General features: G+C 67.6%; 6 protein-coding genes and 1 pseudogene. All 7 read right to left on the bottom strand.

The window, feature by feature from the left end:
• Nucleotides 1-12: 12 nt before the first annotated feature.
• The 7 genes and pseudogenes from J8F10_RS25040 to J8F10_RS25010 all read right to left on the bottom strand — a co-directional run bounded on the left by J8F10_RS25040 (nt 13) and on the right by J8F10_RS25010 (nt 12,189).
• On the bottom strand, nt 13-1,767 hold the full coding sequence (locus J8F10_RS25040; RefSeq protein ID WP_210658592.1) for an alkaline phosphatase family protein: 1,755 nt from the start codon (nt 1,765-1,767) through the stop codon (nt 13-15).
• A 110-nt stretch (nt 1,768-1,877) separates the two neighbouring features.
• On the bottom strand, nt 1,878-2,366 hold the full coding sequence (locus tag J8F10_RS25035; protein ID WP_210662134.1) for a phosphatase domain-containing protein: 489 nt from the start codon (nt 2,364-2,366) through the stop codon (nt 1,878-1,880).
• 478 nt (nt 2,367-2,844) lie between these two features.
• Nucleotides 2,845-3,015, bottom strand: a pseudogene (locus J8F10_RS40940) (peptide chain release factor family protein); the annotation flags it as partial.
• Between the two features lie 159 nt (nt 3,016-3,174).
• On the bottom strand, nt 3,175-5,403 hold the full coding sequence (locus J8F10_RS25025) for a vWA domain-containing protein (protein ID WP_210658588.1): 2,229 nt from the start codon (nt 5,401-5,403) through the stop codon (nt 3,175-3,177).
• A gap of 173 nt (nt 5,404-5,576) precedes the next feature.
• Nucleotides 5,577-9,695 carry a type II secretion system protein GspD gene (locus tag J8F10_RS40395; RefSeq protein WP_210658586.1) on the bottom strand — a complete coding sequence of 1,373 codons (4,119 nt, stop codon included), beginning with the start codon at nt 9,693-9,695 and terminating at the stop codon, nt 5,577-5,579.
• Between the two features lie 368 nt (nt 9,696-10,063).
• Nucleotides 10,064-10,876: a sugar phosphate isomerase/epimerase family protein gene (locus tag J8F10_RS25015; RefSeq protein ID WP_210658583.1), complete on the bottom strand. Its 813-nt coding sequence runs from the start codon at nt 10,874-10,876 to the stop codon at nt 10,064-10,066.
• Nucleotides 10,877-11,322: 446 nt separating this feature from the next.
• Nucleotides 11,323-12,189, bottom strand: coding sequence for a branched-chain amino acid aminotransferase (locus J8F10_RS25010; RefSeq protein WP_210658581.1), 867 nt, complete (start codon nt 12,187-12,189; stop codon nt 11,323-11,325).
• Nucleotides 12,190-12,432: the final 243 nt, after the last annotated feature.

The following is a 12,432-nucleotide window of genomic DNA, read 5'->3' as shown; positions in this document are numbered from 1 at the left end:
GGTTTGCTGCGTTTATTCGAGCGTCTTCGGCACCGGGAACGCGGCACTCTTCGGGTCGCGAACGTTCAGCCACTTCGAGAAGATGCGCGCGAGCGCCTGCGGGGTCGTCGGTTCGGTGCGCACGCCCCCCCGAATCCCAGGGCCGTACACCAACAGCGGTACGTGCGTGTCGTAATTGAACGGCGCGCCGTGTGTCGTACCCGTTTCGCCCGGCTTGCTGCCCGGCAGATAGTACGGCTCCAGCACCACGAATATGTCCCCACTGCGTGCCGGGTAGAACGAGCGCTTCACCCGGTTCGCCATCACGTCTGATTCGGGGAACGTTCCCGCAAGTTCTGCCCGAGTGAACGTCCGCATCACGTTGCTGTTTTTGAGTTCCCGGAGGTACTTCGACGCCTCCTCCGCGATTGCCGCTTGCGGTTGGCCACTCGCAGCGACCAAGCGCGGGTTCAGGTACACCCACGGGAACACAAACTCTTCCACCCACCGCGCGGGCTTCCCGTCCGCCGGCTTGGGCGTCGGGAATTTTGCCGTGAGATGCGTTTCCAGGCGCGCCCGGAGGTCCGGGAGGTTCACCCGGCCGCGGGGCGGGTTCGGCCCGAACGTGATTTCTGGTAACGGGCAGACGCCGTGGTCCGCGGTGACACCGAGGAGGTACTCGTTCTTCCCCACGGTCGTGTCGAGGAAGGCGAGCAGATCGGCCATTAGCGCGTCCGACCGGAGTGTTACGTCCAGCACCTCGTGCGAGTCCGGTCCCCACGTGTGCCCGATCAGGTCGTTCGACGAGAAGCTGACGACGAGCAGGTCCGGCGCGTCGTCCGCGCCCAGGCGCTCGGCCGTCACACACGTCTTCGTGAATTCCAGGAGCAAATCGTTACCGAACGGCGAGTTGGCGAGCGCTTCGTAGTAGTTCTTCCCGAGGGCCGGTTTCCCGCCCGTGGTCGGGTGCGGGAACGCGCCCCGCTGCCCGACCCCAGCGCCCTCGCCGCGCACGTCGTCCGGCTGCCCGCTCCACCGGGTGTAATCCACGTCCGGGCGGAAGTGGGTCCAGTCCCGCCCGAACCACTGGTCCGCGAACTTCGACCGGTTGAACTGCTCCACCCACGGGTGAACGCGCTCGGTGTAGTACGTCGAGGTTCCGAACGTGCCGTAGAACCAGTACGCGCCGTCCGGGCGCTTCCCGGTCGGCAGGATCGCGGAGCGGTCCTTGAGCGAGAGGCCGAACACCTTCGACTTCGCGCCGTGAACCTCCTTCAGTACGTCGGCCACCGTTTCGCTCCGGAGGCGCTCCGGGGAGCCAATCATCGGGACTTTGGCCGCGGGCTTGTCCTTGGTGTCCTTGGGGCTTGGTTCGGCGGGGAACGCGGGGGCCGGGGGAACCAGTTTGTACCGCGGAGAGCCGGCACAGTACACCTCCTGCCCGCCCTCGGCCCAGGTGTTGTTCACGATACCGTGCGCGTCCGGGCACGCGCCGGTGAGCATGGATGCGTGGCCCGGGCCGGTGGTGGTGGTCCCGTAGGGGTAATGGCAGTTCGTGAACCACGCGCCGTCGCGCTGGAGCCGCGCGAACCCGTTCGGCCCGAACAGGGCGTGCCAGCGCTCCAGGAAGTCCCCGCGCATCTGGTCGAAGACGACGAGGACCGCGAGCTTGACTTTGCGCGCGGGTTGGGGCGCGGGCGCTGCGGGTTGGGGGGCGAGGAACAGCCCGGCGCCGATCGCCACGGCGAACAGCGCGGCGAGGGAGCCGAGTGCGGAAATGGGGCGCATGGAGGGCCGACCCGGGGTGAAAATGGGAGCGCGTGCGGGAGTTGTACAACGCGCCCGGGGTCGGTGCAATGCAATCACGGGCGTGTGAAAGATTCTTCACACGAACTGATTTACTCTGGGTCGGTGAGATCGTTGGTCCGCTCGCCCTCCGGGAGCGCGAGCTTGCGGGCGTACTGTTCGATGGCGCGCTCCTGGTCGAGCGTTTCCACGGACCCGGGCCGGAGGTCGCGCAGTTTGATGAGCGCCGCGCGCGCCGACAGGCCCGACGCGACGAGGTACGCGGCGAGCACCGTCCCGGTGCGCCCCAACCCCGCGGCACAGTGAACGGCCACGCCCATGCCCGATTGGTTCGCCCGGCGGATGGTCGCGATGACGTGATCGAGCTGGCGCTCGGTGGGCGCTTCCATGTCCGGCACGGGTACGGACACGGCCATTACGCCCGCGTCGTTCACCCAGTTCCGCGGGAGCGGGTTCTCGGTGAGCGTCACGAGCACGTCGATGCCGTTGCGCCGGAGCCAGCGGAGGTCTTCCGCCGATTGCGGGCGCGCGAGCGCGGCGAGGCGCGGGCGTTCGACCCAGGAAAAGCCCTGCGGGGGCATCACGCACCAGAATCGGGTGTGTCGGGATCGGGCGCGGGTCGCGCGAGTACCCGGTCTGACACACGATACACGATCCCCGGCCGATCGGCGCACCCGATTCCGATTTCCGGCCCGCCGTAAGTACCCGTAGCGCGGGTCACGCGGGCGACTTACGGCGGAACGCGGAAGTAAGGAATCACCGAAGTGTTTTGTGCCCGGCGACGGTGCGGAGGCGGTTGGCTTCTTGCCACACCTTCGGCTCGATCTGGAGGAAGTCGATCAGGTTCCCGGTGGACACGCCGAGCAGCCCGGCCGCGTCCGCGACGCGCGCCCCAACAACCGCCAGCACGTCCAAAATCACCCCTGCCGCGGGCCAGAAGCGCGGGTCTTTTGCGGTCATGTGCAGCCGGCCGGTCCTGTCACGGGCGCTGGCGTAATCGGGCAGTACAGTGACGATTTCGGGGGTGAGATTCGTTGGCAAGGAATCGCGGAGTTCGAGAAACAGTGCGTGCCAGAGGCGCTTCAGTGCTTTCGCCTTGTTCTCGTGCTGCGACCGGCTCTCTTCGGCGATGACGATCAACCCCGTGGGCGGGTGCCGCAACCGAACGGCGGAGCTGGTTTTGTTGCGCTTCTGCCCGCCGGGGCCGCTCGCGCGGTACGTGTCCACTTCGCACTGCGCGAGCAGCCGGTCTTCGGGCAGGTGCGCCCACGTCGCTCGCGGGAGCCCGTTCGCCGATGGGGGTGAGTGCGCCACAACCGACCCTCGCGCCGCGCAATGAACTTCAGGAACTGACAGTGCAACGCCCTCCGCGGTTCGGACCGGGGCGCGCTAGTACGTCTGGTCACAGACGACGCAGTAGCGCGAACCGGAGCGCCCCGGGGTCTTGCGCCCGCACGTGGGGCACGCATCGGGATTGCGCACGGGAGCCGGAGCCGGCGGCGAGGATGGTCGCGCGCTGGGGGCGGACACTGGAGCGGGATGCGGGTTCGTCGATTGGGCGAACGAAGGCGGGGCCGGGAGCGCGGGGAGCGGGAGCACGTCGTTGTCGCTAGACTGCGCCTTTGCAACGGGTTGCGTTTTCGGTACGGGCGGAATGGGGCGCGGCGCTGCGGCAGGAGGGGCCTCGGCTCCGCTGCCGGTCCGTACCACTACGATCACGTTGCCCGCAGCGCGGGTGTCACCGGCGCTCACCGCGAACTCTTCGCGGGCCGGCACGTCGGTGCAGATCACTTTCCCGTCACGGATGAAGTACCGCAGCGCGACGTCGGCCGCACCGCGCGCCCAGACGGTACAGGCCCGAGCATCCCCGCCAACTTTCACCGGTTCCGCGCCGAGGTTCACGGTAATCACTTCGCGCGGGCCGTACCGCACTTCGAGCCACGCGCGCCGGAACGCGGCTTCCACCACCGCGACCATCAGCCCGATGCACAGCCCCAGTGCCAGACCGCCCGCGAGTCGACCGAGTTGCGCACCCGCGGCCGCGGTCACCAGGATGTACCCGATCGCCCCGACCGCTCCCCCCAAGGCGCCGCCCATCAAACCGTACCCGGTCTTCAGGTTGGGAACGAAGATCGACAACCCCGCACCTGCCAATCCGCCGAGAAGTGCCCAGCTCAGCAGTTGGAAGACGACCGTAAGGGCTTCGTTACCGGGCGCGAGTAGAAACAGACCCTGGCCGGCCGCCCCGCCGACCACCCCCACAACCAGTCCTCCCGCGAGGCCCGCGACCGCACCGCCCACGGACGGCAGCCCGCCGCGCAAATAATGGTGCTGACCGCCCAACAGGAACAGACACACCAGCCCCGCGATGGCTCCCGTCCACGCGCCGACCGCGAGCACGAGTTGCCCCGACGAACTCGCGTCGAACGTTTGGTCCGACTGAACCGCTTTCACCGTCTTGAGTTCGGGCTTCGCCACGTCCTGTTTCGCCAGTTCCGGGCGCGCTGCAGGCTTTGCCTCTGCTGCCGCGATGATGGCCTTCGTCATTTCCGGGAGCAGCACGTTGGTGAACGTCGCGGACTCGTTCGCGGTGCGGTCCAGGCTAAACTCCTTGCCGCGGTCGGTGCCCTTCTCCGCGGGCACGCCGATCGCGCCGAGTTGCACCTCGCGGTACTGCGCGCGCCCCGGGCTGTTGATGACGAGGTGCAGCAGGTCGATTTTCTTGGTGGTCAGGGCGTCCGCGGCCGCGCGGACGCTCACCCCGTCGCGCCGGGGCGGGGCGTCGGTGATCAGAATCAGGCTCCGCGTCGCGCCCTTGCGGAAGTCGTAGCCGGCCGCCTCGATGATCGCCTCCAGGCTGCTCTCCGGGTCGTCCCCGCCGCCCCGCGCACGCAGCCGCGCGACCTCGTTGCTAAACGCCGATGCGTCGTCCGTGAATTGCGAACCCCTAAACTTGAGGATCTGACTCGGCTCGCCCTCTGTCAAATCGCGGAACGCGATGCACCCGAAGCGCGCGTCCACCTTGGCTTCGCGGAGGTCGTTCGCGAAGGTGCCGATGCCGTCCTTCAACCCGTCGATCTGCTTCTGCATGCTGCCGGTCACGTCGAGCACGAACACGATGTCCGCTTCCGGCGGCGCGGAGACCAGCGGTGTGAGAGCGAACGAAGTCGTCTCGGTCACCTCTTTGGTGCCGCCCGCTCGCGCGGAAGCGATCACCTTCAAACTCTTGTGGTCCACCCCGAGTCCGGCGCGCGTGGCGAACGCGGCCCGCAGTTCGACCTCGCCCGCGGTCTTGCCCGCGGGGATGACGGCCTCGTGCGCCGTGACGCCCGCGGGCAGCCCCTCGACGCGAACGGTCACGTCGTCGTCGAAGGCGTCGCGCGCGATCTGCACGAGCAGCTTGTTGGTCCCGCCCTGGTAGATTTGCAGCTTGTCCGACGCGCTGACTGCGAGTCGCGGTTCCGGTGCGGCCGGGGTCGGGGCGGTCGCTTGTTTCGGGCCGAGGGCCAGCATGATGGGCTCGCCCAACAGGAGCGCGCCGAGTAACCCGCCGATGGCCCCGTACAGCCCGAACAGGACCGGCTTGGGCAGGGCGGAGAGGAACTTCGGCGCGGGCATGTCGCGAACTCCGAATGGGTCTGTTGTCTCTCGGCACGGCGCTCGGACCGGCGCCACACCACCATACAGTACCGCGGGCCGGCCGCACGGGGAACGGCGTTCGCGGCGCGGCAAACGAAAGCGGCCCGCGAGCGGCGCTCGCGGGCCATTGGGTTGTCACACCGGCTCGTCACTTACTGGCCGGGCTGCCGCCCCTCGGTTTGGATGATCTCCTCTTCCGAGTTGATGATGATGCGCGGCGTCACCATGATCATGATGTGCGTGCTGTCGCGCCCCACGCCCACGTTCTTGAACAACCGGTTCAGGTACGGGATCTTGCTCAGGAACGGGGGGCCGAACTCGTTGCGGCTCTCCCGCAGCGTCTTCAACCCGCCCAGGAGCACCGTGCCGCCGTCCGGGCACACCACGGTCGTCTGGATGTTCAGGTTGGTGAACGCCGGCTGCTGGAGGAACTGCGTGAACGGGATCGGCTGGCCCTGGCTCCCGCCCTCGAACACCGGGGTGATGAACGTCGTGACCGGGAACAGGGGCACCGACGCCCCGGACTGGGCCGCGAGGTTCACCGGCAGGTTCAACCGCACGAACCGGCGGTCGGCCGACACGACGGCCTGGATGCTGATGCTGGTCGAGCCGCCCTGGTTGAAGTCCCCGGGGCCGGGCAGGGCCTGGTTCTGCGGAACGAACACGATCTGCCCGTTCACCGACAGCACCTGGACGCCCGTGACGAAGAACTGGGTGTTGCTCACCGTCAGGGTCGCCGTCTGGCCGTTGAACAGCGTCAGCTTCGGGGCCTGCATGATGTTGGCCCGCTGGTCGCCCTGGGCCATTTCCATGAACGTGTACACCTGGATGTCGTTCAGGAACGCGAGGCCCAGCGAGACGCCGCCGTTGTTGCCCGGGGAGTTCGGGTAGTTCCCGAAGCCCGGGATGCCCCGCTGGAAGCTCGTCGCCCGGACCGGCACGTCCAGGTCCGGGGTGAACGTCCCGGCCGGCGTCAGCCCGACCGTCGTCCCGGTGGCGTTGATGTCGTTGATGTACGGCGTCGGGCGGAACGTCCCGCTCGTCAGCGACGGCTCGAACTTCGTGGTGTTCGTCTTGATGTTCACCGAGAAGTCCACGCCCATCCGCTCGAAGAACGATTCGGACAGAGACACGATGCGGACCTCGACCGCGATCGCGAGGTCCTGCAGCCGGCGCAGGGCCTCCAGCAGGTCCGACACTTCCGAGATCACGTCGGCCGTCTGGTTCACCACCAGGGCGCTACCGATGTCGAAGAACTCGACCTTACCGTTGCCCCCCTGACCGTCCCACGAGTACGGGCGCACCATGCTGGTAATCAGCTTGATGAGTTGCTCGTGCTTCGTGTTGCTGCCGTTCACCACGTTGGACGACGCGCCAAGCGGGTTGGTCTGCAGGCTGCCGCCCGCACCGAACGGGGTCGCGCCCTGGATGCCCGGTGACGTGGCCTGGGCACCGGTCGCGAGGCTGGCCGCTTGCCCGCCGCCGAGCCCACCGGCCGGGCTGAACGGGGTCGCGCCGCCGACGCCCGGGGACACGCCCTGGATCATCAACTGCCCGCTGCTGAGCGGCGTGCTCTTGAGCATCTTGTCGAAGTTCGCGTAGTCGGGCAGCGCGAAGTTCGGCACCGGGGTGACGAGGTCGGCGACCGAGAACACCTTCGTGTACTGCCGGCCCTTCGCCTTTTTCATGGTGGTGATCTTCACCACGTCGCTCTCGATCACGTAGCTCAGACCGGCCGGCTCGAGGATACACGCGAGCACGTTCCGGGCCGCGATCGGGGTGCCCACGTCGAAGTTCGTCAGTTGAACTTCGCTGATGTGCTCGGCCTGGAGCGACGTGACGTCGAGCCAGATCGGAGCGCCGGTGAGCGTCTGCAGGTTCTTGATCGCCTGGTCGAGCGGGGTCGACCGGAACTCGACCGACACGGGCTTGTCGAGCCGCAGTTCGATCTCGTAAGTGGCCGGCGTGCGGGTCCTGATGTGGAGGTCGTTACCGGACCCGCGGAGGCTCGCCCGCTGGGACGCCCGCAGTTGCACCGCGAGGGGGTCGTCACTGGTGACGAGCGGCCCCATCCGTTCCGCGTCGTTCATGCCCGCGAGGAAGAATTTCTCGCGGTCGGACTTCGCTTGCTCGGCTTCCTTGACGCGCCGGTGCAGTTTGGCGGACTCGTAGAGCGCGCCCACGGCGGGGTCGTCCGGGTCGAGCTGCTTGGCCTGCAGCGCGACCCGTTCGGCCATCGCGTAGTCGTTCTTCTTGAGCAGCTCGTTGTACCGCCGCACGAGGACCGCGACTTCCTTCTTGCGCTCCTCCTCGGCGATCCCGCGCCCGACGACGAGATCCTTCGCCTCGCGCTTCTCCTTGGTCAGCCGGGCGGTGGCGTCGATCTGGCCCTTCATCAGGCGGAAGGTGTCCAGCCGGCCGTCCACCGGGCGGAGCAGCATCGCGACGCTCGAGGCGTCCAGGCCCGCGGCGCGGACCTTGTTCGAGTAGTCCACGAGCATGGTCATGGCGAGATCGGTCTCGCCGCGCCCGAACGCGGCCTGGGCGTCCGTCTGGACCTTCAGCCCCTCGCTCCGGAGCTTCTGGAACTGGACCTTCTTGAGCGCGTCGGCCTGCGAAACCGGGCCGTCCGTGGTCACGCGGGCCGTGCCCGGCGGGTTCGTGCCGGGGGCACTCGCCGTCGGGTCGGTGGTCTGCGGGGTGCCCGCCGGCGCACCCGTCGGCAGCCCCATGTCCGGCGGTTGGATGCCGCCCGCGGTCGCGATGCCGGTGCCGGTCTTATCGAGTTCGGCCTTGCACGCGGTCAGCATCTGACTGCGCGCGGCCCGCAGGTCGCCCGTGAGCAGGTTCCCGTCGACGAGCACGAGCACGTCGAAGGTCTGCTGGTAGTCCTTGTTCTTGTAGGACGCCTTCGCGTTCTCCACCGTGGCGACGGCGGTCCGCTGCTTCAGCGCCAACTTTTCGGAGTCGATGCTGTTCAGCAGGCGCCGGGCCTCGTCCTGCACGCCGCCCAGGTTGTGCGCCTGGAGCGCGAGCTTCTCGGCTGTATCGAACTGGCCCTGCTTGAACTCGATCGCGGCCTGGTCGAGCAGCGCCCGGCCGGTCACGGTCCCGGTCGTGCCCGGCTTGGCGGGGCTGTAGACGGTCTGCGTGCCGGGCGGAACGGCGGGCGCAGTGCCCCCGATCGGTCCCGCCGGGACGAGGTACTCGGGTCCGCCGGCCGCGACGATCCCGCTCGGGGGCGCGCTGCCGAACTTACCGGCCGAGGCGGTCCACAGGGCTTGCTTGGCCTCGACCACCGGCTTCGGGAACAGCCCGAGCGTGGCCGCGACTTGCATCGCGTTGGCGAGGGTCGTGTTCGCCTTCGCGAAGTCCTGTTGCGCGGTGAGCGCTTGCGCGTCGCGGACCATCTTGTCGATGGCGACGGTGCCGCGCGTGTTCAGGTCCTGGAGCGCGAAGCCCGGGCTGAACTCGCCCGCGTTGAAGGTGGCCCCGAGCTTGTCGGCCTCGGCGTACTTGGCCTTCGCCGCGACGAAGTTGCCCTGCTCGGCGAGCGCCCGGCCCTCGGACACGAGTCGCATCGCGCTCTGCTTCCGGGCGTCGGTACCGGCCGGCGGGAGCGTGCTCGCGAACGGCTTGTTCGTTTGCGCGCCGGCGGTGGCGGTCCCGGTCGGCGCCGCGGGGGCGCTCTTCAGCTTGGCCCGGGCCGCCTGGAGCTCCTTAATCAACTTTTCGGGCCGTTCGCCCATGTCCCAAGTCGAGTACGGTCCGTGCAGTTGGTCCGCTTTGCGGGCCATCTGGAGCGCGGAGTCCAGATTGTAGGCGCGCTCGGCGTCGTTGGCGGCCGGCTTCACGGCCACCGCCTTCGCCTGCTTCATCAACTGTTCGGACTGGATCTTCTGCGCCTTGGCCTGGGCGGACTCGATGTCCTTGCGGAGCGCGTTGGGCGTGTCGTCGAACAGCCCCCACTTGCCGCCCGGGTTGTTGGCCTCGGCCGCCATCGCGAGATCGCGGGCGTCGGCGAACCGGCCCTCGTCGAGCGCCTTGCGGCCGTCCTTCAAGAGCTGCTTCGGGTCGCTGGTCGCGGCCCCGCCCCCGAGCCCGCTCGCGGACCGGGACGGACCCGACGCCGTACTCGGCATCGCGGACGATGCGGCCTTGTCCTTACCGAACTGGGCGTGAACGATGGCGACCGTCCCCCCGGTCAGCACCGGCACCAGCAGCAGGTTGGCCGCCACCCGCTTCCAGTTCCACTTCTTTGCCTGGAACACCAATGGCCTCCTTTGCCCCCGCGCTGGATAACGAGTCGAACCGGCACGAATAGCCCCCGTCGCTCGGTAAGGGTGACCCGACCGAGCGGTGCCGGCGCGAGCGCCGGGAACCGCCCCAGCGGCCCCGACTCTCGGTTTCCTAGGGCGTCTTGCCCCGCGTAGAGAGTGTTTGAGAAAGCGGGGTGGCTATAACTCCGCTTCCCGAAGCAGTCAAGCGTTTTGGCTCAAGTTTCACAGTGCCAGCGCGCGTGAATCTGGGACGGGGGGGCGGTGATTGGCGAGAGATGGAAACTGGGTAGGGACTTTTCGACCGTGCGTTGAGAGGCGGCAAGAATTTGCGAACCACTCAACGCGGGGGGCGGAGCCCACTAACCCACGATTTGGCGGAAGGTGGCGATGGTTTGGCGCGCCGCAGTGTCCGAATCCGGGAGCGGCAGCACTTCGGCCGACAGGTACCCGGCGAAGCCGATCTCGACCAGCGCCGAGATCACGGGCAGGAAGTCCGTGTGGCCCAGACCCGCCGCCCGGCGGTTCGAGTCCGCGAAATGGACGTGCCCGATGCGCGCGCCCGCGTTTCGGATCGCGTCCGCGAGGTTCGCTTCCTCGATGTTCATGTGGTACAGGTCGGCGAGAATCTTGACGTTCTCCGCGCCGATGCCGGTGAGCAGCGTGGCGGCGTCGCCGAGCGTGTTGATGAGGTTCGTTTCGTAGCGGTTCAGGGGCTCGTAAAGGAGCGTCGTGCCGAGATCCGCGGCGTGCGTGTCCAGTTTAAAGAGCGCGTGCCCGAGGTGCCGGAGCGCTTCCGGCTTCGTGACGCCGTCGCCCCACCGCCCCTGCATCGAACCGATGATCGCGGGGGCCTCGAACGGCGCCGCGAGGTCCATGATCGAGCGCACGAACGCGAGTGCCTTTTCGCGCACCGCGCTGTCCGGACTCGTCAGCGAGAGCTTGTGCTTCACCCACCCGGCGCCCGTACCCACCGCGGCGAGCGAAAGCCCGTGGTCATCGAGTAGGGTGCGAAGTTCGCGGGGATCGATCGCGTCCGCGCTCGGCGGGAACACTTCGACCGCGTCGAACCCGCGCGCGGCGGCCTCGCGGCACCCGTCGGCGAGCGAGTCCCAGTACACGAACGGCCCGCCGCGGGCTTCCGGCACGAGCGAGATGGTGACGGCTGAAAGCATAGCAGCTCCCGGTGAACCTCGCCCGCGAGGGGGGCGGGTGGGCAGAGGACCAATCCGCGATCCTTCAGCGGTCCGCACATTCGCGCACCGACCATTTGCCCGAGCTTCCGTACTTCGTGTTGGTTGCTCCTCTTGCTACCGACTGAGGTTCGGTCCGGCAGCCCTAAATTGAACTTGTGAGCGAGGTGATTGGTTTTCACAGGGCGCTAATGACTTGAAGCGCCCCACCGCTCTTGTGAGCGGGGTTCACCATCGGTTGTTCCGGATCACGGTTCCAACTTCGGGGCGTCGCGGCGGTGTTACGAGCCGCGACCGCAAGGGAGCGGGGCAGAGTCACTCGGTGTGACCGAATCGCCGTGAACCTCGGGTGCCTCCCGCTCCCTCGCGGTCGCGGCTCGTAACACCACGCTCTCACTTGTGGTCGCGCCACGCGACACCGAAACCGGTCAGCTCCGAACGAGCGCGGAGTAGTCCGCGACCAACTGCTGCGTGACCGGCCCCACCTCGAACTCCTGTTTGTCGATGGCCGACACCGGCTGCACCTCGACCGCGGTACCGGTGAGGAAGACTTCGCTCGCGTGCGCGAGTTCGTTGGGCCAAATTTCGCGCTCGACCACCTTGATCCCGCGCTTGCGGGCGAGGTCCATCACGGTCAGGCGCGTGATGCCGTTCAGGATCGTTTCTGTCGTGGGCGTGTGCAGTTCGCCGTTAATCACGAGGAACAGGTTCGCGCCGGTGGCTTCGGAGAGCCGCCCCTTGTAGTCGTGCATGAGGGCGTCCTGCACCCCGGCCGCGAGCGCCTCGTCCTTCGCGAGCGTGCAAATGATGTACAGGCCCGCGGCCTTGCTCCCGGCGGGCGAGCTCTCGGGGCTGGGGCGCTTCCACCGGCTCGTCATCAGTTTGATCGCCTTTTGACCGTAGTACGCCCCCCACGGGAACGCCGCGATCATGACGTGGACGTTCGTGCCAATGGCGGACACGCCGATGACCTCGGCCCCGCGCCACGCGAGCGGGCGCACGTAGCCGGAATCGAGCTTGTTCTCGCTGACGACGATCTTGGTCGCCTTGTCGAGTTCCGCGACGGTGTAGGGCAGGTCGTAGGCCAGCATCTTGGCGGATTTGACGAGCCGCTGCGAGTGCTCGGTGAGTTTGAACACCTTGCCGTTGTAGATGCGCTCGCCCTCGAACACGCTGTTGCCGTAGTGGAGGCTGTGGACGAGGACGTGGGCCTTGGCCTCGCGCCACGGGACGAGATCACCGTTGTACCAGATGACGCCGTCGCGATCGTCCATCGGCAGTGCAGGACCGGCCATGTCGTTTACTCCAGCGGAAGGGAGAGGGTGTCTTCCTCTTAGTGTATCGCTCGCCCGCCCCTCCGGGGGAGGCGCATTGTGCGGGAGCGGCCCCGTCAATCTCGGGCCGACGCACGGATCGTGATGGAAGCGATCTTGAGAGGATCGGGCCGACCGTCGGCTACTCAGCAATGTGACATCAGAGATTCCGCAGATATGACATTGCGAACACTAATTTATCGAGATAGTATCTGGTGTGGAATT

This window comes from Gemmata palustris, from assembly GCF_017939745.1.
Lineage (GTDB): Bacteria > Planctomycetota > Planctomycetia > Gemmatales > Gemmataceae > Gemmata > Gemmata palustris.
The sequence above is the reverse complement of the archived record's forward strand: the minus strand, read 5'-3'. Positions and strand labels throughout refer to the sequence as shown.